Below are 21,913 nucleotides of genomic sequence, written 5' to 3'. Positions count from 1 at the left end.
CTCCGTGCGGTGCAGTCCTAGACAGCTCCACCACACCGGAGGTCTTCGCCATGATCAAGCACCGGCACATGTCAACAACGCTCGTGATCAATACACCTAGGGCCTGTCCGGCCCTAACCGCCCAGGTGCCGCCCGCAGACCGGCCAGGGGGCGGCGCCGCGCTGGACGTACAGCTTCTTGGCCCGGTAGGTCTGCTCGGCTGCGGGGGCGTCCTGGGGGCGGCCCTGGCCGCCGATGCTGTGCCAGGTGTGCACGTCGAACTGGTAGAGCCCGCCATAGGTGCCGGTCGCGTCCACCGCGTCGGGTCTGCCGCCCGCCTCGCACTGCGCGAGGCCGCCCCAGTTGAGGCCGTCGGCGCCCGTGACGGCGGTGGGCGGCGGTCTGGTGCCGACGCGTACGACCTCGGTGACCGGTTCGCGCGCGGTCACCGACTCCACGACGCGCGGGCGCTCCCGGACGCCGTTGACGGTGCGGTAGGCGTAGGTGACGCGGCGGACGCCGTCGCGGCCCGGCCGGTCCACGGCCTCGGTGCCCTGCGCGAGCGTCGCGTCGGTGTGCTTGCGGGTGCGGAAGGGGATCGGTTCCTCGCGGGTCTCCTGGTGGCCGGAGATCCGCAGCACCGAGACGGTCTGGCCGTCGCGGGGGAAGCTGTCGGCGTCCACGGAGGTGGCGTCCTGGCCGCCGAGGGTGACGCCCGCGTCCGCGACGGCCTGCCGGACGGTGGCGGCGTTGGTGCGCACGGTGTGCTCGCGGCCGTCGGCCAGGACGGTGACCGTACGTTCCGTGCGCACGTCGAGGAAGAGGCCGTGGCGGCCGATGGACGCGTCGCGGGAGGCGTTGAGATACGCGCCCTCGGCCCGTACGCCGAGCTGCCGCAGCGCTTCCGCGACGGTCTTGCCGGTCGTCCACACCCGCTGGTGACGGCCGTCCACGGTGAGCGTCAGCGGACGGCCGTAGCGGACCACCACGTCGTCGCCGTCGTGCAGCGCCTCGCCCGGCGCCGGCGCCACGATGTCGTGGTCGCCCACCTCGACGCCCTGCTCGTGCAGCACGTCGGCCACGTCGTCGGCGAAGGTGTGCAGCGTGCGCGGCCGGCCGTCCACGGTCAGCCGTACCGCCTTGTCGGCCAGCACGTACGCGCCGGTGCCGCCCGCCAGGACCGCCATCACCAGCGCCCGCGGCACGATCGCGCGGCCGGTGCGCCGGACGGCGGCCGCCGGATGGGCGGCGGCTCGGTGTGTGCCCTGCGTATTGCTCACGACGGCTCGCTCCACGGCTGCGGGGTTCCGGTGCGGGGAACCGGGAACGTAGCCGACTTGTCGCCACCGGCCAAGCGCTCGCCATCACGTGGCGTCGTCACCTCCGGTCACGCGAAGTCACCTGTCCGGGTGAGCGCGTGGAAACGTCAGTAGGCGAACGCCCTGGCGGTGTTGGCCGCGACGGCCGTCGCGAGGGTGTCCTCGTCGATGCCGCGGGCCGCGGCCATCGCACGCAGCGTGACCGGAATGAGGTATGGCGCATTCGGCCGTCCGCGGTAGGGCACCGGGGTGAGGAAAGGCGCGTCGGTCTCCACCAGGAGGCGGTCGAGCGGGGCGACGGCCACCGCGTCGCGCAGATTCTGCGCCGACTTGTAGCTGACGGTGCCGGCGAAGGAGAGGTAGAACCCTTGCGCCGCGCAGACTTCGGCCATCTCGGCGTCGCCGGAGTAGCAGTGGAAGACGACGGTGTCCGGGGCGCCCTCCTCGTCGAGGATGCGCAGCACGTCGGCGTGCGCCTCGCGGTCGTGGATGACCAGCGCCTTGCCGTGCCGCTTGGCGATGTCGATATGGCGACGGAACGAGTGCTGTTGGGCGGCGACACCGTCGGGCCCGGTGCGGAAGTAGTCCAGGCCGGTCTCGCCGACGCCGCGCACCTGGGGAAGGGCGGCGAGCGCGTCGATCTCATCGATCTCCCGGTCGAGCCCCTCGATGCCGCGCGGCGCCTGCGCGCCCCCGTAGGAGCCCTCGGGCGCTCCGTGGACGATGCGGGGCGCCTCGTTCGGGTGCAGGGCCACGGTGGCCCAGATCGCGTCGTGGGCGGCGGCCGTCTTCGCCGCCCAGCGGGAACCCGCGAGATCGCACCCCACCTGGATGAGGGTGTCGACGCCGACCGCGGCGGCCTGGGCGAGGGCCTGGGGAACCGTGCCCGGCTGCATGTCGAGGTGGGTGTGGGAATCGGCGACCGCGACCCGCAGCGGCTCGGGCGCCGGCGGGGCGGACTTCTTGTCGTCGGCCTTGGCGTTCTTGTCGGGCATGGCCCCGATCCTAAGGACGCGGGGCCGTCGTCCTGTCAGGCGGTGTCGGCTCCCCCGGACTGCTCATCGCACTGGAGGCCGGGCTGCGCTCCGGGCTGGGTGTCGGGCCGCCCGCCGTGCTTGCCGTGCTGCTTGGCGCGCTTGCCGCGCTCCCCGTGTTTGCCGCGCTCCCCGTGCGGCTTGCGGTGCAGGAAGTGCAGGACCGACCAGTGGTGCTCGCGGCGCACACCGCGGTCGCCCCGCGGGTGTGCCCATACGGAGGCGACGCCGGAGACCTGCCCCGAGCGCATGATGCGTACGTGCGTACCGCCGCAGTTCAGGCACGCCGGGCGGGTGAGCGGTGACGGCACCCTCGCGCCGTCCGCGAGGTAGACGACGAAGGCGTGGCCGGACGCGTCCACATGGTGCTCGATCTCGTACGCCTGCTCCCAGCCGTGGCCGCAGTTCAGGCAGGCGAAGGCGTACGCCTCCGCCGCGTTCCGGCCCGCCTCCTCGCGCGCGGCGGCCGCGCGGTCGGGTGCGGGAGCCGGGCCGTCGGGTGCGGGGGCGGTGACGGTCACCGTGACGGGTACGGCGGGCGTACCCGGTGCGGCGGCGGCGACGGGACGGGGATCGCTTCCGATGGTCTCGCTCATGGCAGCTCCTGCGTGCCCTCCGGACACGGTGTCCGGAGCGGGACTTTGCACCTACCAGCGAACGCCCGATTTGCCCGCTCCGCAGGAGATGCGCCCGACTCTTGAGCCAGATTTGGGCCCGTATGTGGCAGATGGCGGATATTGCTTTGCCATGCATACGGTTTAGGTTCTTACGGCGTCAAAAGGGCGGCCCGTCGGGATTGTGCGCCCGGGAATCAGGGCATCAGGCGACGGATTCCGCGAACGGCGGTCGCCGGGCCGTCAGAAAACGGTCCTCGGACCGCAGGCCGCCGCGCCGTCAGAAAACGGTCCTCGGGCCGCACGCCGCCGGGCCGTGCGGAGTCCCCGTCCTCAGGCGCCCGGGGGCAGTTCGCCGGTCCGCTTGGCGGCGACGACGGCGTCGAAGACCTCCCGCTTGGGCAGGCCCGCCTCGGCGGCGACCGCCGCGATGGCCTCCTTGCGCCGCTCGCCCGCCTCTTCCCTGGCCGCCACCCGGCGGACGAGTTCGGCCGGGTCGAGGTCGGCGGGGCCGGGTTCCGGCGCGCCTTCCACCACGATGGTGATCTCGCCGCGCACCCCCTGCGCCGCCCACAGCGCGAGCGCCTTCAGCGGCCCGCGCTTGACCTCCTCGTACGTCTTGGTCAGCTCCCGGCAGACCGCGGCCCTGCGCTCCTCGCCGAACGCCTCCGCCATCGCCGCCAAGGTGTCGTCGATCCTGTGCGGCGCCTCGAAATACACCAGGGTGCGGCGATCGGCGGCGACCTCGCGCAGCCGCGACAGCCGTTCGCCCGCCTTGCGCGGCAGGAAGCCCTCGAAACAGAAACGGTCCACCGGCAGCCCGGAGACCGCCAGCGCGGTCAGTACGGCCGACGGGCCCGGCACCGCGGTCACCTTGATGTCGCGTTCGACGGCCGCCGCCACCAGCCGGTAGCCGGGGTCGGACACCGACGGCATCCCCGCGTCCGTCACCAGCACGACCCGCGCGCCGCCCTCCAGCGCCTCGACCAGCTCCGGGGTGCGCCCGCTCTCGTTGCCTTCGAAGTACGAGACGACCCTGGCCGTCGGGTGCACGTCCAGCGCGTGCGTGAGACGGCGGAAGCGGCGGGTGTCCTCCGCGGCGATCACATCGGCGGCGAGCAGTTCCGCGCTGAGGCGGGGCGGGGCGTCGGCGGGGTCGCCGATGGGGGTTCCGGCCAGAACGAGGACGCCGACGGCTGAGGTGGTCACGCCCCCAGCCTCCCACCTGCCCGCCGTATCCCCTCAATCGCGCCCAGCGCCCAGCGCCCAGCGTCCAACGCCCACCGCCCCGCGCCCCCCGCCCCGCTCCTCGGAGCCGGCCGCACGGCGCGTGACCAGGATCACGCCGGGGGCCCTCGCCCGCCCCCGCGGCCCCGCACGAACGGCATCGGCCCCGATCCCGGCCGCCCCACCGCCCGGAAACCGCCCGGACACGGCCCGCGCACCCCTGGTTACCGGCCGGGATTGCGGACAAACCCGGGCGGTGAGCCCGGACCTCATCGCTTTCTCAGGGGGTTTCCCTACGATGGGCCGGTGACAAGTGAGACCGCGACGCAGGACCGGGCCGACGAGGGCTTTCGGGTGGAGGCGGAGTCGAGCGCGTGGGCGCGACGACTGCGCCGGTTCGGCTATGCGGAACGGACTCGGATCGACACCCGCGACCGCCTCGTACCGCCGTTCCCCGAGCCGGGCACCCGGATGTGGGAGGCGCTCGGCCTCGGCCCCGTCGCGGCCCACCGGGTGGCGAAGTGGAGCGGCTGGCTCGGCCCGCTGCTGGTCGCCGTCTTCGCCGGGGCGATCCGCTTCTGGCACCTGGGCAACCCGCGTGACGTCGTCTTCGACGAGACGTACTACGCCAAGGACGCCTGGTCGCTGCTGAAGCTCGGCTACGAGGGCACCTGGCCCGACGGCAAGGTCTCCAACCCGCAGATCCTGGCCCACCCCCAGGTGATCCCGCTCTCGGACGCGCCCGGCTATGTCGTGCACCCGCCGATGGGCAAGTGGGTGATCGCGGTCGGCGAGTGGATGTTCGGGCTCAACCCCTTCGGCTGGCGCTTCATGATGGCGCTGATCGGCACGCTGTCCGTGCTGATGCTGTGCCGGATAGGGCGACGGCTGTTCCGCTCCACGGCGCTCGGCTGCGTGGCGGGCACCCTGCTCGCGGTCGACGGACTGCACTTCGTGATGAGCCGGATCGCGCTGCTCGACCTCGTCATCTCCTTCTTCGCGCTCGCCGCGTTCGGCTGCCTGCTGATCGACCGCGACTGGTCGCGGGCCCGCCTCGCGCGCGCCCTGCCCGTCGACGAGAGCGGTTACGCGGGACCCGACCGGCAGGTCGGCGACCGGACGGGCATGGGCTGGCGGCCCTGGCGGATCGCCGCCGCCGTCTGCCTCGGCCTGGCCTGCGCCAGCAAGTGGAACGGCCTGTACTTCCTGGCGGTCTTCGGCATCATGACCGTCGTCTGGGACATCGGCTCACGCCGCCTGGCCGGCGCCCGCCGCCCGTACCTGGCCGTCCTGCGCAAGGACCTGGGCTGGGCCGCGCTGACGATCCTGCCGGTCGCCCTGGTGACGTATCTGCTCTCCTGGTCCGGCTGGTTCCTGTCCGACAACGCCTACGGACGGCACTGGGCGGACGCCCGCGGCGGCACCTGGTCGTGGATCCCGGCCCCGATCCGCAGCCTGTGGCACTACGAGGTGCAGGTCTACGACTTCAACGTCAATCTCCAGACCCCGCACCCCTACCAGTCCAACCCCTGGAGCTGGCTCGTACTCGGCCGCCCGGTCTCGTACTTCTTCCAGTCCCCCAAGAACGGCGAGGACGGCTGCCACGCGGCGGCCGGCTGCTCCCGCGAGATCATCGCGCTGGGCACGCCCCTGCTGTGGTGGTCCGCCTGCTTCGCCCTCATCTACCTCGTCTACCGCTGGGCGATGCGCCGCGACTGGCGCGCGGGCGCCATCCTGTGCGCGGCGGGCGCCGGTTACCTCCCCTGGTTCCTCTACCAGGACCGTACGATCTTCTTCTTCTACGCCGTCGCCTTCGTCCCCTACCTCTGCCTCGCGGTCGCCATGATGATCGGCGCCTTCCTCGGCCCACCGAGTGCGAGTGAGGGCAGACGTATGTGGGGCGCGGTCGGCGCGGGCACGCTTGTCCTATTGATCATCTGGAATTTCATCTACTTCTTCCCGATCTATACCGGTATGACGATTCCGTACAGCAGTTGGCAGGCCAGGATGTGGTTCGACTCCTGGGTCTGACCGGGGTCCGGGGCCGGGGCCCGAGCGCGGGGGCCGAGCGCCGAGCGCCGGGGGGCCGGACAGCGCTACGGGGCCGGGCTGAGTTTTCCTGGGACGGGTGAGGGTCCCGGGAGGGCTGTTTCCGTACGAACCCGTGCCCGGACTGAGACCTTCCTCCGCACAGGGGTCCCGTAGGGTGCTACAGCGCGCGTTCCTTGAACGCGTTCAAAGGGGAGGGGGAGGTCTCGTGCCCATGTCACGGGGTGTCAAGTCGGGGATCATCGGCACGGTGTTCGTCGGAATGCTCGTGGTCGCCGGGTACGGCGCCTACAACGTCTACGACTCGCTGGAGGGCGGCGGCGGGGGCGGCGGCAAGTCCGCGCGGCCCAAGCCGACGCCGGTCAACACCGCGCCGCCGAGCGCCGCCGAAGTCACCGACGTCGGGGACGACTTCCTGACCGCGTGGTCGTCGGGCGACATCACGCGGGCGGCGGCCCTGACCGACTCCGTGCGGACGACGACGGCCGCGCTCACCGCGTACAAGACGCAGGCCCATGTGACGTCCGTGCAGCTCACCCCCGGCACACCGGCGGCGACGACCACCACGACCATGCCGTTCACGGTGACCGCGCAGGTCACGTACGACGGCGTCACCACCCCCTGGAGCTACCGCTCGTCGCTGACCGTCGTGCGCGGCGCGAGCGGGAAGCCGGTCGTGCGGTGGAAGCCGTCCGTGATCAGCCCGGAGCTGGGCGACGGCGACCAGCTCGTCACCGGTCAGGCCAAGGTGCCCGAGGTCGATGTCGTGGACCGCAAGGGACGGGTGATGGACCCGGCCGACTATCCGTCGCTGAGCCGCATCATCCCCGACCTGCGCACGCGGTACGCGGACAAGCTGGGCGACGGCACCCCCGGCATCGAGACGTACGTCCAGAAGGCGGACGACTCGGCCGGCAAGACGCTGAACGTGCTCAAGAAGGGCAAGCCCGTACGGCTGGACACCACGCTCGACGCCACGATCCAGAAGGCGGCCGAGAAGGCGGTGGCGGGCAAGGACAAGTCCGGGGTGACCGCCGTCGACACCACGAACGGCGCCATCCTGGCGGTCGCCTACGGCCCGGCGTCCGGCACCGACTACGCGTTGCAGGACAAGGCCGCGCCCGGCTCGACGTTCAAGATCGTCACGGCGGCGGCACTGCTCCAGCGCGGTCTGACGCCGTCCTCGCCCGCGAAGTGCATCAATGGTGCGAACTACGGTTACGGCAAGGCGTACAAGAACGACGGCGGCATGAACAACCCCGGCGCCTCGCTGCAATGGGACTTCATGAAGTCCTGCAACACCGGCTTCATCCTCCAGGCGAAGACGCTCGGCGCGACCGGACTCGTGGACACGGCCGAGCAGTTCGGCCTGACGCAGGGGTGGAACATCGGCACCGTGTCCCAGGACCCGGTGGTGCCGGGCGGCACGGGGGACGAGCTGACGTCGGAGATGATCGGACAGGGCACTCTTCAGATGAGCCCGCTCATCATGGCGTCCGTCGCCGCGACCGCCAGCACCGGTGACTTCCACCAGCCGCGGATCGTCGCCAAGAGCCTCATCGAGGGACCCATCGCCACCGCCTCCGGCATCCCGTCGAAGACGACGCAGTATCTGCGGCAGATGATGCGCGCGACCATCACCAGCGGCACGGCCAGCGGTGTGATGAGCGGATTCGGCCCCAACTCCGGTGCCAAGACCGGCTCCGCCGAGACCGACACCTCCGCGGAGGCCAACGGCTGGTTCACCGCGTACGCGGGCCATGTCGCCGCCGCCGCCGTCGTCCACAGCGGCGGTCACGGCAACCAGTCCGCCGGCCCCATCGTGGCGGCCGTGCTGCGCGCCTCCTGACCCGCCGATGCGTCCGTCGCACCGCCCGAACCGCCCCAGCCGTCTGAGCGGTCCGCACCGTACGAGCAGCCCCGGCCGTTCGAGCCGCGGATGACGCCGCTGGTCGTCGCCGTCGTCCTCACCGCCGCGATCACGCACGCCGCGTGGAACGCCATCGCGCACGGCATCAAGGACCAGGTCCTCGCCTTCACCCTCGTGGGCGGCGGCGGGGCCCTGTGCGCCCTGGCCCTGCTGCCCTTCGCGGCGGTGCCGCACGCGGGCGCGTGGCCGTATCTGATCGCGTCGGTGGTCATCCACCTCGCCTACCAGTACCTGTTGATGCGGTCCTTCCAGCTCGGCGAGTTCGGGCAGGTCTATCCGATAGCCCGCGGCATCGCGCCGCTCGCCGTCACCGTGCTGGCGGCCGTCTTCGTCGCCGAGCGGCCGGGGCCCTGGCAGACCGCGGGCGTCATCACCTCCTGCGCCGGGCTCGGCGGCGTCGCCCTGTGGGGCCTGCGCGGCAAGCGCCCCAACTGGCCCGCGCTGACGGCAGCCGCCGGTACGGGACTGACCATCGCCGGGTACACGGTCGTGGACGGCGTCGGCGTGCGCGCCTCCGGCAGCTCGCTCGGCTACATCGCCTGGCTGCTGCTGTTCCAGGGCCTGGTGATCCCGGCCGTGGCATTCTCTGCGCGCCGCAGAGAATTGGCCGCGCAGCTAAGACCCGTCGCCCTGCGCGGCCTCCTCGGCGGCGCCCTGTCCATCACCGCCTACGGCCTCGTCCTGTGGGCCCAGACCCGCGCGCCGCTGGCCCCGGTCGCCGCCCTGCGCGAGTCCTCGATCATCGCGGGCGCCGCCATAGGCGCGCTGTTCTTCAAGGAGCACTTCGGCCGTCCCCGTATGGTCGCCGCCGTGGTGGTCGTGACCGGCATAGGTCTGATGCTGCACGCGAGTTGACGCTCACCCGGACAGGCCGCGCAGCTTGTCGGGGTTGACCTGGAAGCGCAGTTCGTGGATGCGGCCGCCGGCGGCGAGTTCGAAGGTGAGGGCGCCGGCGGGCGCGCCATGCAGGGTGAAAAGCACACCCGACCGGCCGTTGACGGCGGCCGGTGCGGCGGTGATCGCGGCCAGTTCGGGCTTTCCCAGGACGCCGAGGACCCACCGGGCCACATGGTCGGTGCCGCGCAGCGGGCGGGTGGCGGCCGTCACCTTGCCGCCGCCGTCGGACCATGCGGTCACGTCCGGGGCGAGCAGCGCCAGCACGGCGTTGAGGTCGCCGCCCGCGCAGGCCGCGAGGAACTTCTCGGTCACCGCCGCGCGGGTGGCGTCGTCGGCGTCGTAACGGGAGCGGCGCGCCTGGATGTGCGCGCGGGCGCGGTGCGCGGTCTGCCGTACGGTCGGCTCCGCGCGCTCCACGGCCGCGGCGATCTCCGCGTACTCGTAGCCGAAGACCTCGCGCAGCACGAACACCGCGCGCTCCAGCGGGCTGAGCGTCTCCAGGACGACGAGCATGGCCATGGACACCGAGTGCGCCGTGTCGGTGCGGTCGGCGGTGTCGGGCCCGGTCAGCAGCGGTTCCGGCAGCCACGGGCCGATGTACGTCTCACGGGTGGCGCGCGCCGAGGTGAGCCGGTTCAGGCAGAGCCGCGAGACCGTACGCACCAGGTAGGCGGTGGGGTGGCGGACGTCGGCGCGGTCGACGCGCGCCCACCGCAGCCAGGTGTCCTGGAGTACGTCCTCGGCGTCGGCGACGCTGCCCAGGAGGTGGTAGGCGGTGGAGAACAGCAGCCGCCGGTCGCGCAGGAAGGCGTCGTCCTCGCGCGCGCCGCCGAGGTCGCCCTGTGGGCGCTCGTACGTGCCGCCCGTGCGCCGTTCCCCCGTGTCGTCCGTCATCCGCTCAGGCTGGCAGCAGCGGCCCGGCCCCGGCAACCGGCCCGGCGGCGATCGCCCGCACGCCCTGCGCGCTGTCGCGGTACGACGGCCGCCAGCCCAGTTCTGCCGCCGCCTTCGCGCTGTCCAGTTTCAGCCGGGTCCCCATGATCGCGCGCATCAGCGGGGTGGCGCGCAGCACCCAGGCCGGTACGGTCAGCGGGCGCGCCACTCCGTACGCGTCCGCGACCGCGCGGATGTGGGTGGCGAAGCCGAGCGGCCGGTCGTCGGCGATGTTGTACGCCTGCCCCGGCCGCCCCGAGGTGACGGCGAGCGCGACCGCGCGGGCGGCGTCGCCGGCCGCCACCCACGACACCTGGCGGTGGGTGTCGTCGACGACCGGCATGGTGCGCTTGCGGAGCAGTGGCAGCATCAGGGTGTCGGTGACGCCGGCGCCGTAGAAGAGGCCGAAGCGCAGGGCGACGCCCTCGACGCCGTCCGCGCCCAGGACCAGCTCCTCGTTGACGCGCATGGCGGCGACGTGCCGCTCCAGGTGCTTGTCGTCGCTGTGCGGCCCGAAGGGTGTGCCCGCCTCGGTGACCGGACCCTCACCGTGGTCGCCGTACCCGTAGCCGAACATCATCGACTCCGTGACGCAGCGCCACGCGCCGGTCGTGCGGGCCGCCTCCAAGAGGTGCCGGGATCCGGCCGTACGCAGCGTATTGGTGCCGTCCATGTCCCGGTGCCTGGTCATGGACTTGCCGGACAGCTCGGTCGCCGCGTGCACGACGACGTCGAAGCGGAGCCCGTCGACCGCGCGCAGCAGCGCGTCACGGTCGAGGAGGTCGGCGCGGATGTCGTGGGACGCGCCCCTGCCGAGCTGTACCACCTGGTGCCCGGCGGCTGTCAACTCCTTCGCGGCGGAACGTCCCAGGACGCCGCTGCCGCCCGCCAGCAGAATCCGCAGGCCCCCGCCGCCCGTGCGCCGGTCGCTTCCCGTGTCCTTCGCAGCGTCCATGCCGTCCGTCCCTCGTCCCGTGCCGGGGCCGGACCCACACAGGCCGGCCGCCTCGTCGATGCCCATAGGACAAACGGCCCGGCGCCTGCGTGACAGAAGCGGAGGTGACCTGCGTCACTCTTTCCCGGCGGCGCCGACGGCGGCTCCCGCCGCGGCTCCTACGGCGCCTCGTCGTCGTCGGCGGTCCCGGCCGACAGCGCGTGGGTGAACCCCGGATTCGCGGAGAGGATGCCGCCTTCGACCGGCAGCGTGACACCGGTGATCCAGGACGCGTCGGCCGAGGCCAGGAAGGTGACGGCGGCGGCGATGTCGGCGGGTTCGCCGACGCGGCCGAGCGGGTACAGCCCCGCGGCGGTCTCCAGCATGGACTCGCGGCCCGCCCACGCGGGCGTGCGGATGGTGCCGGGCGCGACGAGGTTGACGCGGACGCCGCTGGCCGCCGCGTGCACGGCGAGCGTGCGGGTCAGGGAGATCAGTCCCGCCTTGGCCGCGCTGTAGGAGTGGTTGCCGAAGTACGACATGCCGTTGACCGAGCCGATGTTGACGATCGCGCCGCGCCCGCCGGTCGCGGCGGCCAGGTGCGGCAGCGCGGCGCGGGAACAGCGCATGGCGCCGGTCAGGGTGACGTCGAGGTCGCGCAGCCAGTTCTCGTCCGGCTCCTCGGTGAAGTCCTCGGAGTGATCGCTGCACGAATAGGCGTTGTTGACGAGGACGTCGAGGCCGCCGAAGGCCGCCACCGCGTGTCCGACCGCCGCGTCCACGGCCGTACGGTCGGCGACGTCGCACCCGACCGCCTCCGCCCGTCCGCCGTCCTCGCGGATCGAGGCGGCGGTGCGCTCGGCCGCTTCACCGTTGAGGTCCGCGAGGAGTACGGCGGCGCCTTCCGCGGCGAATCTGCGGGCCGTCGCCTCGCCGATGCCCCGCGCGCCGCCGGTCACCATGACGGTGTAGGTCGCGAATCGTTGCCCTGAATACGCCGCCGCAGCTGTCCCGTTACGCACCATCGGGTCAGCGTAGGCACTCCCGTACCGCCCTGACCAGGGCTTGGGCACGGGGATCCGCAGTGACGTTCTTCTGCATGCCGTTGGTGACGTAGCCGAAGCCGATTCCGCTCGCGGGGTCCGCGAAACCGAGGCAGCCGCCGCGGCCGGGATGCCCGAAGGAGCCGGGCGCCAGCAGCGGGGACGCCGGGCCGTGCAGCATGTATCCCAGGCCGAATCGAGTGTTGACGATCAATACTCGATCCGGCCCCTCGGACTCCACGGTCCGGGCGGCGGTGAGCGTGGCGGGCACGAACAGCCGCGGCCCGTCGGTCAGTTCCCCGATCAGGGCCGCGTAGAAGCGGGCCAGCGAGCGCGCGTCGGTGATGCCGTTGGCGGCGGGCAGCTCACCCGCGCGATAGGCGGGGTCGTTCTCGTCGGGCCGCGGCGAGATCGCCCCGAAGGCGCGCATGGTCAGCGACTCGGGGTCGGCGTACGCGTCCTGCACGGACCGCTTGGGCCGGGCCCGCAGCGCGCCGGAGACGGCCGGTTCCGGCGTGACGGTCTCGGCGGTCCCGCCCACCCGGTGCGCCTGCCCCGGCGGCAGCCCCACCCACAGGTCGAGGCCGAGCGGCCGGGCGATCTCCTCCGCGACGAAGCGGCCGACCGTCCGCCCCGACGCGCGCAGCACCAGCTCCGCGACCAGCCAGCCGTAGGTGTGCGCGTGGTACCCGTGCGCCGCGCCCGGCGGGAACTGCGGCTTCTGCGCGGCCACCGCGCGCGGCCCCGTCGTGCCGTCGAGCGCCTGCTCCGGCGTCAACGGCGTGTCCAGCGCGGGCACTCCTGCCCGGTGCGCCAGCACGTCCCTGACGGTCACCCGCTCCTTGCCGTGCGCCTTGAACTCCGACCAGTACGCGCCCACCGGCGCGTCCAGATCCAACTGACCGCGCTGGTGGAGCAGCAGCAGACAGGCCGCGACCACGCCCTTGGTGGCCGACCGGACGATCTGCACGGTGTCCTCGGCCCACGGCTTCCCCGAGGGCTCCCCGGCCGCCGCGGCACCGCCCCACAGGTCGACCACCTTGCGACCGTGCCTATAGAGCGCGAAAGCGGCGCCGACATCCCCCCGGCGGGTGAAATTCTGCGCGAAAGCGGTACGTACCGGCTCCCAGCCGTCCTCCGCCGTGCCGTGGACGTCCGTGAACGCGTCCATGAATGCCGCCTCCGCCTGCCGCTCCGCCGGTCCACCCGCTGCACCGAACTCTGCGGCACCCATGGTGCACGACGAAGATGCGCGTTCTGTAAACAGGCGGTGGGACGGGCCGTATACGCGGCCGAGCGCGGGCGGCGGCGGGGCGGCACCCGTTCCCCACGATCGGCGGCGGGGCGGCACCCATTCCCCGCGGCAGGAGCCGGAAAACCACCCGGCCCGCGGCGGGCCCGCGGCCCCGGCCGGAGAGTGTCCGGCCGGAGCGCGGGACCCGTCACGGGCCCGGTGGGGGGTCCGCTACGGGAGCGGCGGGTACGCGTTCTGCACGAGCTGGTGGAACTGCGCCGAGAACCAGGCACCCGCGAGCGGGGCGTTGGCCAGGGCACCGGTCGGGTTGTTGCCGTTGCGGGCGTTACCGGTGTAGGTCGGGTCGCACATCCGGTCGAAGCCCTTGCCCTGGTCGTTCGGGATCTGGGTGCTCGAACCGTCGGACTCACCCGGAGGCTTCACCCACACGTAGGCGTCGATACCGGCGGCGGGCGCCGCGGTCGGGCGCTCACCGATGCCGGCCCCGGACTGGTTGCACCAGTTGCCGGCGTGGATGCGGCGGTCGATACGGCCACCGTCGACGTAGGTGTCAACGGTCGTGGTCGCCCCGGGACCGGCGGGACGCGAGGCGCCGCCCCAGCCGTTGCGGGAGGTGTCGATCAGCATGCCGATGTTGGAGTTGAAGCCGTCCGACACCAGGAGGTTGCGCAGGGCCTGCGCGTAGCTCTGCTCATCGACGTATTGATTCCAGTCAACCCACTTGGACTGGCGAATGGTGGTGCCGTTCACGCTGTCCGTGACCTTGAAGTTCGGCTCCACGGTGGCGCTGTAGTTGGCCGTGTTGACGATGAAGCCCTGGACGTCGTTGACGGTGGCGCCACCGGTCTTCGCGGCCTTCAGGAACTCCTGCGCGGCGGGCGCCAGGTTGGTGTCCCAGCCGAGCCAGGCGTGGTGTCCGGCGTCGATGTAGTTGTACGTGTTGCCGATCGCGCCGAGCTTGGCGAGCGCGTAACCGACGCCGTTCTCGTAGTTGCCGTTGGCCTTCATCGTGGCGCAGGCGTCCGTCGAACCGGCGGTGCCGCCCGCGTTGGTGACCAGGTTGGGCAGCGAGTCGGGCTCGATGATGTTGACGATCCGCAGGCCCGCGTACTTCGGGTCCGACATGATCGCGGCGATCGGGTCGATGTACTCGGTCTTGTAGCGGCCGATCTCCGTCGCGCCCAGTTCGCCGTTGGAGGCGAGCGCGGCGCAGTCACGGCCGGGCAGGTCGTAGATGACCAGTTCGATGGTGAGCGGCTGGCCTGCGGCCTGCTGCACCGCCGCGTCCAGGTGGGCCTTGAGCCCCATGGCACCGTTGGTGCCCGCGATCGCCGCGATCCGGTCCAGCCACACCGCGGTGGACTGGTTGGCGATCTTCGATCCCCCGTCGGCCGCGGCCTTCGCGGACCAGTCCGGGTTCACGTAGCCCTTGGCGCCCGCGTACGGGTTGTCGACCCTGGTGCCGGGCGGCGGCGAGGTGGGCGGGGTGGTCGGCGGCGTCGTGGGGGGCGTCGTCGGCGGAGTGGTGGGGGGTGTGGTCGGGGGCGTCGTGGGGGGCGTCGTCGGCGGGGTCGTACCGGTGCCGCCGCCGCACACGACGCCGTTCAGGGTGAACGACGACGGCTTGGTGTTGGTGCCGCTGTACGAGCCGTTGAAGCCGAAGGTCGCCGTACCGCCGGTCGCCACAGCGCCGTTGTACGACAGGCTCGCCGCGGTCACGGCCGCGCCCGTCTGGCTCACGGTGGCGTTCCAGCCCTGGGTGACCTTCTGATTGCCGGGGAAGTTCCAGCCGAGTTGCCAACTCGTGATGGCCGGGCCGGTGTTGGTGATCGTCACCTGCGCGGTGAAGCCGGAATCCCACTGGCTCACGTCGTAGGCGACCGAGCAACCGGCGGTGGCCGCCGAGGCGGATGTCGTACTCATCGCGGCGACCACGCCGCCTGAGGCGACGACCATCAGGCCGGCCGCGAGCGCGGCGGTTCTGCGTCGGACTGTCGGGACTGCCATGTGCGAACAACCTCCATAGGGGGGATGGACCCCTCGAAACGACTTCGCGGGGTCATGGGAGGTGGTGCGGTGAAGCATGGTTCGGTTACACGCTCTTAACGTGGGAGCGCTCCCATAGTGGGCAGGCGGTCCGCTCCTGTCAATGCTTGGCGCTACGTCCATGGAGTTGGTCCCGGACGGGGGCCGGGCGCCAACACCTCTGAAACGCATGACGGTTGGCGGACCCGCCCGGACGGGCGGCCGGGCACCGGGCACGGAGGGAGCGCCGGGGGCGGAACCCCCGGCGCCCGCTCGCGCGTTATGCCGTCGCGGCCGCGGCGGCCCGCCCCGCCGCGCGCCCGGAGAAGATGCAGCCGCCGAGGAACGTCCCTTCCAGCGACCGGTATCCGTGCATCCCGCCGCCGCCGAATCCCGCGGCCTCGCCCGCCGCGTAGAGCCCGCTGAGCACCTCGCCGCGACCGGCCGCGCCGCCGTCCTCCGCGCCTTCCGACCCGCCGCGCAGGACGCGCCCTTCGAGGTCGGTCTCCAGGCCGCCGAGCGACTTCCGGGTCAGGATGTTGAGCCGCACGGCGATCAGCGGCCCCGCCTTCGGGTCGAGCAGCCGGTGCGGCGACGCGGTGCGAATGAGCTTGTCGCCGAGGTAGTTGCGGGCCCCGCGAATGGCGGTGACCTGCAAGTCCTTGGTGTAGGTGTTCGCGATTTCGCGGTCGCGCGCCTCGACTTCGCGCCGTACGACCGCCTCGTCGACCAGCCCCTCGCCCGTCACGGCGTTCATCCCCCGCACCAGGGCGCCGAGGTCCTTCTCCACCACGAAGTCGACGCCGTGCTGCTTGAACGCCTCGACCGGCCCCGGCGCCCCCGGCAGCGCGCGCTTGAGCACGTCGCGCACGCTCTTCCCGGTCAGGTCCGGATTCTGCTCGGAGCCCGACAGCGCGAATTCCTTCTCGATGATCTTCTGGGTGAGGACGAACCAGGTGTACTCGTGGCCCGTCCCCATGATGTGCTCCAGGGTGCCGAGCGTGTCGAAACCGGGGAAGTACGGGACCGGCAGCCGCTTGCCGGTGGCGTCCAGCCACAGCGACGAAGGGCCGGGCAGGATACGGATGCCGTGGCGGGCCCAGATCGGGTTCCAGTTCTCGATGCCCTCGGTGTAGTGCCACATCCGGTCACCATTGATCAACCTTCCGCCCGCCGCCTCTGTGATGCCGAGCATCAGGCCGTCCACGTGCGCGGGAACGCCGGAGAGCAGTTTGCCGGGCGGGGTGCCGAGCCGCTTGGGCCAGGCGGCCCGTACGAGATCGTGGTTGCCGCCGATGCCTCCGCTTGTGACGACCACGGCCTGCGCGCGCAGTTCGAACGCGCCCGCCGTCTCCCGCGAACTGGCCTCGCCGCGCGCCACGTCGCTGGCCACCAGGACCTCGCCGGTCACACCGTCCACGGTGTCGCCGGTACGGGTCAGGCCGGTCACCCGGTGCCGGAAGCGCAGTTCGACCCGCCCGCGCGCGACCTCGTCGCGCACCCGCTGCGCGAAGGGCGCGACGACGCCGGGCCCCGTGCCCCAGGTGATGTGGAAGCGCGGCACGGAGTTGCCGGGGCCGGTGGCCAGGAAGCCGCCGCGCTCGGCCCAGCCGACCACCGGGAAGAAGCGCATGCCGCGCTGGTGCAGCCAGGCCCGCTTCTCACCCGCGGCGAAGTGCACGTACGCCTCGGCCCAGCGGCGCGGCCAGTAGTCCTCGGGCCGGTCGAAGCCGGCCGTGCCGAGCCAGTCCTGGAGCGCGAGGTCGGGCGTGTCCTTGATCCGCATCCGGCGCTGCTCGGGCGAGTCGACGAAGAAGAGCCCGCCGAAGGACCAGAACGCCTGGCCCCCGAGGGACGCCTCGGGCTCCTGGTCGACCAGGATCACCTTCCGTCCGGCCTCCGCCAGCTCGACCGTGGCCACCAGACCGGCCAGCCCCGCGCCCACCACCACGACATCCGCGTCCAGCGCCATCCGACCGCTCCTTACTCGCCAGTAGTCAACGTAGTGACGAGCACGTTACGCGAGCGGCGGGCGCGGGTCAGCGGCATCGGGACCCCGCATAATCCGAGGCGCGGGGCGCCGACCCGGCTCGGTAGGATTCACGCCATGTCTGATGCCCCGCTCCGCGTCCGTTTCGCCCCCTCCCCGACCGGTATGTTCCACGTCGGCGGCGCCCGTTCCGCCCTCTACAACTGGGCGGTCGCCCGACAGTCGGGCGGCACCTTCGTCCTGCGCATCGAGGACACCGACGCGGCGCGCAACAAGCCCGAATGGATCGACGGCATCATCAGCGCGCTCGCCGCCATCGGCATCAGCGGCGCCGACCCCGCCTTCGAGGGCCCGTACTTCCAGTCGCACAACGCCGACCGGCACCGCGAGGCCGCCTCCCGGCTCCAGATCGAGGGGCGCGCGTACTACTGCGACTGCACGCGCGACATGCTCAAGGAGCGCACCGGCTCCGAACACCTCGGCTACGACGGCTTCTGCCGCGAGCGCGGGCTGGCGTACGAGCCGGGGCGGGCGATGCGCTTCCGCACGCCGGACGAGGGCGAGACGGTCGTGGTCGACCTGATCCGCGGCGAACCGGCCTTCCCCAACAGCTCCATCGAGGACTTCGTCATCGCCCGCGGCGACGGCTCCCCGGTCTTCCTGCTCGCCAACGTCGTGGACGACCTCGACGAGCGCGTCACGCAGGTCATCCGCGGCGAAGAGCACCTGTCCAACACGCCCAAGCAGCAGCTCCTCTGGGAGGCGCTGGGCGCCACCCCGCCCACCTGGGCGCACCTGCCGGTGATCGTCAACGAGAAGCGGCAGAAGCTCTCCAAGCGCCGCGACAAGGTCGCCCTCGAGGACTACCTCGCCGAGGGCTACCTGCCCGAGGCCATGGTCAACTACCTGATGCTGCTGGGCTGGGGCCCCGGCGACGACCGCGAGATCCTGCCCTACGAGGAGCTGGAGCGGCTCTTCCGCATCGAGGACGTCATCGGCTCCTCGGCCTTCTTCGACGTCAAGAAGCTCACCGCCTTCAACGGCGAGTACATCCGCGCCTTGTCCCCCGCCGCCTTCGTCAGCGCCTGCGCGCCGTGGCTGACCGCCCCGCACGCCACCTGGGACCCGCTGTCGTACGACGAGGCCGTCTTCGAGACCGTCGCGCCGCTCGCCCAGACCCGGATCGCCCTGCTGTCCGAGATCACGTCGTACGTCGACTTCCTCTTCCTCGACGAGCCGGTGCGCGACGACGCGTCGTGGTCCAAGGCGATGAAGGCGGGCGCGGCGGATCTTCTGCGCGACGCAGCCAATGAACTGGGCGCGCTTCCCGACTGGTCGGCCGAGCCCCTGAAGGCGGCCCTGGAGTCCATCGCCGCCGCCCACGGCCTCAAGCTCGGCAAGGCCCAGGCGCCCATCCGCGTCGCCGTCATGGGCCGCACCGTCGGGCTGCCGCTCTTCGAGTCGCTCGAAGCCCTCGGCCGCGAGCGCGCGCTGGCCCGCCTGGAGGCCGCCCGCGCCCGGCTGGAGTCGGAGACGCCCGCCGAGTCGTAAGACCCGCCACCCTGGCGCGGCGGGTCTTACACCGCCGCGCCGGACCCGGCATCGGGACCGGCCGCCGGACGGCGTACGGTCGCCGCCGTGACCGTTTACGACACCGCCCGACGGCTCCCCGCCATCCCCGTGCTCCGTGACCACTGCCGCGCGCTGGCCATGCTGGAGGCGATACTCAGCCCGTCGTGGGAGAGCCGCTTCTACTCCTTCGACGCGCACTGGTCGGACGTCGAGGAGATGGCCTCCATGAGCAACGGCTCGGGCGACGAGTACTCCATCGTCTTCTCCCCCCTCGGTGCCTACGTCCGCGGCTTCGCCCACGAGTCCCGGATGAGCCCCTACGTCGAGGACGGGCCGTGGCCCGGTGTCCTCGACGACGTGCCCGCCGTCTTCCGCCCCTGCGTCGAGGAGCCCGCCTTCAGCGACGAGGACGGCATGCCCGTCGTCACCGCCTGCCTCTGGCGGCAGGCCGCCGACACCGCGTGGCGGACCGGCGGCGCCATCGAGTTCCCCGACGCGCCCGACGGCGACCCCGACGGCGCCGGGCTCCTCTTCCCGCTGCTCACTGACCGCGACGCCGACGCCTACCGCGCCTTCGCCGAGGACTACTACGAGGTCCCGGTCGCCCCCGCTCCCGTCCACCACGTCCTCGCCCTGCGCCCGCTGACCGCCGAGGTCGTCACCACGCTCAACCCCGACCTCACGCTCCCCGAACTGGCCGACGACATCGCGGCCATCGGCTACCCGCGGCCGTAGCCGTAGCCGTAGCCCCACCACCTGACCACGTACGGCCGTCCGCGCCGCTCTCCGGGGCGGCGTGGGCCACGCCCGCGCGGTAGGCGATGACGACGAACTGCGCCCGGTCTCGACCAGGTCCCCCCGCATCACCCCTCCCCGCCCGCGGGCCCGGAAGCCACCCCCTTGAACCGCGCCCACACCACCTTCCCGAACGGCTCCCGCCCCTCGACCCCCCACCCGTCCGCGACCGCCGCGACGATCAACAGCCCCCGCCCCCGTACATCCGCCGCACCGGGCTCGCACACCCGCGGCCTCCGCTCCCCCTCCTCGTCACGACTGTCATGCACCTCCAGCCGTACGCACCCGTCCCCCACCACCACCCGCACCAAAAACCCGTGCCCCCGCCGCGTCCCGTGCGCCAACGCGTTCGACGCCAACTCCGATACGCACAACCGCACGTCGTCAACGACAGGCGACAACCCCCATGCCCTCAGAGCCCCTGCGGCGAATTCGCGCGCCAGCCCGACCGATTCGCGTTTCGCGTCGAAGAATCTCGATACGGCCGCGGGTAAGACTCCGGCCTTGAGCGCAGCGCTGTCATCAGTCACGAACGGTTCCCTTCGTGTAGCACAGCGAAGTCATACGCAGACGTGCCGCATGTGCGGCGATCCCGGCCTGGACCCCGCGCGGCACGCCAACGACGAACAAGGGGTGCGAGGAAATCGCCCCCCTTGAGATTGGACCGGTTGACCGGTCCAGTCAAGTGATTGTCAACTATCCGTGACTCATCGGGTAGTTGTCCGTCAGCTCCCACAGGTCGGAAGGAGTGACGCCCTCTTCTGCGACGAGAACCCGGCCGTCCTCGTCGTGCGCGACATGGAGCACGACCGCGACTGCGAGCGGTAGTTCACGTCGCAACTGCTCCGCCTCCGCTGACGTCGCCAGGCGCACTTTCGTGAGGTCGGTACCCCGCGCCGGTGAACGCCCGGTCTGGCGGGCCACGTAATGGGTCGTCCCTTCGGCGATCGGACCCGCCTGAGTCAGCTTCGGACAGGCCGCCGCGATGTCCGCCGGAAACCACGCCGTGACCAGCGACAGCGGAGCACCGTCGTCAAGCAGCACCAAGCGGTCACGCCGCAGAGCGGACACGCCCGCGGCAAGGTCCAAAATCCTTGCGACACGGTCGGGCGGCGTTTCGTGAACAGGCTTGCCCAACCGTCGGAAGGGGTGACCACCGGTCACGCGCGTGGCGTCTGCCCGGCGCCGACCGGCGGGACGCGCCAACGGCGTTGCGAGTACGTGGAATCCCTGCCCCTGGCGAGCCGCCACGAGGCCGTCTCCCCTCAGTACATCCATCGCCTTGATGACCGTCGCCCGCGACACGGACCACTGCTCGCACAGATCCCGCCCCGACGGCAGGACATCTCCCGAACCGAACTCACCGTCGGCGATCCGGGCCCGCAACGAATCCGCGATCTCTTCGTACTTGAGCTTGGGCATGGCGGGGCACTCCCGTTCGGTGGACAGGTTGACCGGTCAGGGTAGACCATCACAACCATGGCGACCGCACCCCATGTAGCGTCCGAGATCCTGGACTTCTACGGCTCGGTATTCGACGAGTCGACGCGTCTGACCTCCTCTGCCGACGGCGCGCTGGAGTTGGCGCGGACCCGGGAGATCCTGCGGCGTCATCTGCCGCCCGCGCCCGCCGCTGTGCTCGATGTCGGCGGCGGGGCCGGGGTGCATGCGAAGTGGCTGGTCGAGGACGGCTACCGGGTGCACTTGGTGGACCCGGTCGAACGGCATGTGGAGCACGCGAAGTCGGTCGGCTGCACCACGGAGTTGGGCGACGCGCGAGCGTTGAGCGCGGGGGCCGGGACGTACGACGCCGTCCTCCTGCTCGGACCGCTCTACCACCTGCTGGAGCGTGCCGACCGCGATCAGGCGCTAGCGGAAGCCCGGCGGGTGGTACGGCCTGGCGGCATGGTCGCCGCCGCCGCGATCGGACGGTACGCCTCGCTCTTCGAGCACACCGCGACGACGCTGCTGACGAAGGACCGCGTCCGGGACGCCGTCGGTGACATCCTGGCGACGGGCCGCCACGACCCCGGACGCAAGGGCTTCACAGCCGCTTACTTCCATACGGCGGCGGAGCTGGCGGATGAGCTGACCTGCGCGGGCGGCCTCACCGACGTGACCGTCCTCGGCGTCGAGGGCCCGGCCTGGGCACTGCTGAAGGCCACCGAGCAGCACACGGGCGAGTCTCTGACCGACTCACCGATGTTCGCCGCGGCGCTGACCGCCGCCCGGCTGGCGGAGCCCTACCCGGAGCTGCTGTCCGCCGCATCGCACCTGCTGGCGGTGGGGACCGCCTGACGTCGGCCGTCTGGCCAAG

General features: G+C 72.0%; 18 protein-coding genes. 6 read left to right on the top strand and 12 right to left on the bottom strand.

Going from position 1 to position 21,913, the window contains the following annotated elements:
- Positions 1–113 precede the first annotated feature (113 nt).
- From ACFZAM_RS07100 to rsmI, 4 genes are all read right to left on the bottom strand, one after another.
- Positions 114–1,259: a ubiquitin-like domain-containing protein gene (locus ACFZAM_RS07100; protein ID WP_391043457.1), complete on the bottom strand. Its 1,146-nt coding sequence runs from the start codon at positions 1,257–1,259 to the stop codon at positions 114–116.
- Positions 1,260–1,405: 146 nt separating this feature from the next.
- Positions 1,406–2,293: a TatD family hydrolase gene (locus tag ACFZAM_RS07095; protein WP_355337957.1), complete on the bottom strand. Its 888-nt coding sequence runs from the start codon at positions 2,291–2,293 to the stop codon at positions 1,406–1,408.
- Between the two features lie 35 nt (positions 2,294–2,328).
- Positions 2,329–2,928, bottom strand: coding sequence for a hypothetical protein (locus ACFZAM_RS07090; RefSeq protein WP_391043455.1), 600 nt, complete (start codon positions 2,926–2,928; stop codon positions 2,329–2,331).
- Positions 2,929–3,279: 351 nt separating this feature from the next.
- The gene (gene rsmI, locus ACFZAM_RS07085) at positions 3,280–4,155 is read right to left on the bottom strand and encodes a 16S rRNA (cytidine(1402)-2'-O)-methyltransferase (protein WP_355337951.1); all 876 of its coding nucleotides are present in this window, start codon (positions 4,153–4,155) and stop codon (positions 3,280–3,282) included.
- Between the two features lie 324 nt (positions 4,156–4,479).
- Between rsmI and ACFZAM_RS07080 the strand changes: the two genes are divergently transcribed.
- From ACFZAM_RS07080 to ACFZAM_RS07070, 3 genes are all read left to right on the top strand, one after another.
- Positions 4,480–6,204: a phospholipid carrier-dependent glycosyltransferase gene (locus ACFZAM_RS07080; protein ID WP_391043451.1), complete on the top strand. Its 1,725-nt coding sequence runs from the start codon at positions 4,480–4,482 to the stop codon at positions 6,202–6,204.
- 232 nt (positions 6,205–6,436) lie between these two features.
- A complete protein-coding gene (locus ACFZAM_RS07075) occupies positions 6,437–8,071 on the top strand; it encodes a penicillin-binding transpeptidase domain-containing protein (RefSeq protein ID WP_355337948.1) in 1,635 nt (544 codons plus the stop codon).
- Between the two features lie 90 nt (positions 8,072–8,161).
- The gene (locus ACFZAM_RS07070) at positions 8,162–9,007 is read left to right on the top strand and encodes a DMT family transporter (protein ID WP_355337945.1); all 846 of its coding nucleotides are present in this window, start codon (positions 8,162–8,164) and stop codon (positions 9,005–9,007) included.
- A 3-nt stretch (positions 9,008–9,010) separates the two neighbouring features.
- On the opposite strand, the gene ACFZAM_RS07065 is transcribed toward ACFZAM_RS07070, so the two are convergent.
- From ACFZAM_RS07065 to ACFZAM_RS07040, 6 genes are all read right to left on the bottom strand, one after another.
- Entirely contained in the window at positions 9,011–9,943 is a 933-nt protein-coding gene (locus tag ACFZAM_RS07065; RefSeq protein WP_391043447.1) for an RNA polymerase sigma-70 factor, read from the bottom strand.
- A 4-nt stretch (positions 9,944–9,947) separates the two neighbouring features.
- Positions 9,948–10,937, bottom strand: a complete 990-nt coding sequence (locus ACFZAM_RS07060) for an NAD-dependent epimerase/dehydratase family protein (protein ID WP_391043444.1) — start codon at positions 10,935–10,937, stop codon at positions 9,948–9,950.
- A 158-nt stretch (positions 10,938–11,095) separates the two neighbouring features.
- Positions 11,096–11,941 carry an SDR family oxidoreductase gene (locus ACFZAM_RS07055; RefSeq protein WP_391043442.1) on the bottom strand — a complete coding sequence of 282 codons (846 nt, stop codon included), beginning with the start codon at positions 11,939–11,941 and terminating at the stop codon, positions 11,096–11,098.
- 4 nt (positions 11,942–11,945) lie between these two features.
- Positions 11,946–13,130 carry a serine hydrolase gene (locus ACFZAM_RS07050; protein WP_391043439.1) on the bottom strand — a complete coding sequence of 395 codons (1,185 nt, stop codon included), beginning with the start codon at positions 13,128–13,130 and terminating at the stop codon, positions 11,946–11,948.
- A 294-nt stretch (positions 13,131–13,424) separates the two neighbouring features.
- The gene (locus ACFZAM_RS07045) at positions 13,425–15,221 is read right to left on the bottom strand and encodes a glycoside hydrolase family 6 protein (RefSeq protein ID WP_355337930.1); all 1,797 of its coding nucleotides are present in this window, start codon (positions 15,219–15,221) and stop codon (positions 13,425–13,427) included.
- A 298-nt stretch (positions 15,222–15,519) separates the two neighbouring features.
- Positions 15,520–17,211: an FAD-binding dehydrogenase gene (locus ACFZAM_RS07040; protein WP_391043436.1), complete on the bottom strand. Its 1,692-nt coding sequence runs from the start codon at positions 17,209–17,211 to the stop codon at positions 15,520–15,522.
- A 183-nt stretch (positions 17,212–17,394) separates the two neighbouring features.
- On the opposite strand from ACFZAM_RS07040, the gene gltX reads away from it, so the two are divergent.
- Together gltX and ACFZAM_RS07030 are read left to right on the top strand one after the other, a co-directional pair.
- Positions 17,395–18,780 carry a glutamate--tRNA ligase gene (gltX, locus tag ACFZAM_RS07035; protein WP_391043596.1) on the top strand — a complete coding sequence of 462 codons (1,386 nt, stop codon included), beginning with the start codon at positions 17,395–17,397 and terminating at the stop codon, positions 18,778–18,780.
- A gap of 87 nt (positions 18,781–18,867) precedes the next feature.
- Complete coding sequence (locus tag ACFZAM_RS07030) at positions 18,868–19,536, top strand: hypothetical protein (RefSeq protein ID WP_355337924.1); 669 nt, start codon at positions 18,868–18,870, stop codon at positions 19,534–19,536.
- A gap of 128 nt (positions 19,537–19,664) precedes the next feature.
- On the opposite strand, the gene ACFZAM_RS07025 is transcribed toward ACFZAM_RS07030, so the two are convergent.
- Both ACFZAM_RS07025 and ACFZAM_RS07020 read right to left on the bottom strand, forming a co-directional pair.
- Positions 19,665–20,126 (bottom strand): ATP-binding protein, encoded by a 462-nt coding sequence (locus ACFZAM_RS07025; RefSeq protein WP_391043434.1) that lies wholly within the window; start codon positions 20,124–20,126, stop codon positions 19,665–19,667.
- A gap of 166 nt (positions 20,127–20,292) precedes the next feature.
- Positions 20,293–21,018: a GntR family transcriptional regulator gene (locus tag ACFZAM_RS07020; RefSeq protein WP_391043432.1), complete on the bottom strand. Its 726-nt coding sequence runs from the start codon at positions 21,016–21,018 to the stop codon at positions 20,293–20,295.
- 57 nt (positions 21,019–21,075) lie between these two features.
- Here ACFZAM_RS07020 and ACFZAM_RS07015 point away from each other — a divergent pair, with 57 nt between their 5' ends.
- Positions 21,076–21,894 (top strand): methyltransferase domain-containing protein, encoded by an 819-nt coding sequence (locus ACFZAM_RS07015; RefSeq protein WP_391043429.1) that lies wholly within the window; start codon positions 21,076–21,078, stop codon positions 21,892–21,894.
- The last annotated feature ends 19 nt before the right edge of the window (positions 21,895–21,913 follow it).

Source organism: Streptomyces sp. NPDC008079 (genome assembly GCF_042957385.1).
In the GTDB taxonomy this organism is placed as follows: domain Bacteria; phylum Actinomycetota; class Actinomycetes; order Streptomycetales; family Streptomycetaceae; genus Actinacidiphila.
Note: the sequence above shows the minus strand (reverse complement) of the source record. Positions and strands in the feature narration are given on the sequence as shown.

Bases quoted from the DNA above. Each gene is read 5' to 3' on its own strand.
- ACFZAM_RS07015 (WP_391043429.1), top strand. From the start codon at position 21,076: ATGGCGACCGCACCCCATGTAGCGTCCGAGATCCTGGACTTCTACGGC.
- ACFZAM_RS07070 (WP_355337945.1), top strand. From the start codon at position 8,162: ATGACGCCGCTGGTCGTCGCCGTCGTCCTCACCGCCGCGATCACGCAC.
- ACFZAM_RS07050 (WP_391043439.1), bottom strand. From the start codon at position 13,130: ATGGACGCGTTCACGGACGTCCACGGCACGGCGGAGGACGGCTGGGAG.
- ACFZAM_RS07060 (WP_391043444.1), bottom strand. From the start codon at position 10,937: ATGGACGCTGCGAAGGACACGGGAAGCGACCGGCGCACGGGCGGCGGG.
- ACFZAM_RS07090 (WP_391043455.1), bottom strand. From the start codon at position 2,928: ATGAGCGAGACCATCGGAAGCGATCCCCGTCCCGTCGCCGCCGCCGCA.
- ACFZAM_RS07055 (WP_391043442.1), bottom strand. From the start codon at position 11,941: ATGGTGCGTAACGGGACAGCTGCGGCGGCGTATTCAGGGCAACGATTC.
- ACFZAM_RS07075 (WP_355337948.1), top strand. From the start codon at position 6,437: ATGTCACGGGGTGTCAAGTCGGGGATCATCGGCACGGTGTTCGTCGGA.
- ACFZAM_RS07020 (WP_391043432.1), bottom strand. From the start codon at position 21,018: ATGCCCAAGCTCAAGTACGAAGAGATCGCGGATTCGTTGCGGGCCCGG.
- ACFZAM_RS07045 (WP_355337930.1), bottom strand. From the start codon at position 15,221: ATGGCAGTCCCGACAGTCCGACGCAGAACCGCCGCGCTCGCGGCCGGC.
- ACFZAM_RS07040 (WP_391043436.1), bottom strand. From the start codon at position 17,211: ATGGCGCTGGACGCGGATGTCGTGGTGGTGGGCGCGGGGCTGGCCGGT.
- gltX (WP_391043596.1), top strand. From the start codon at position 17,395: ATGTTCCACGTCGGCGGCGCCCGTTCCGCCCTCTACAACTGGGCGGTC.
- ACFZAM_RS07095 (WP_355337957.1), bottom strand. From the start codon at position 2,293: ATGCCCGACAAGAACGCCAAGGCCGACGACAAGAAGTCCGCCCCGCCG.
- ACFZAM_RS07065 (WP_391043447.1), bottom strand. From the start codon at position 9,943: ATGACGGACGACACGGGGGAACGGCGCACGGGCGGCACGTACGAGCGC.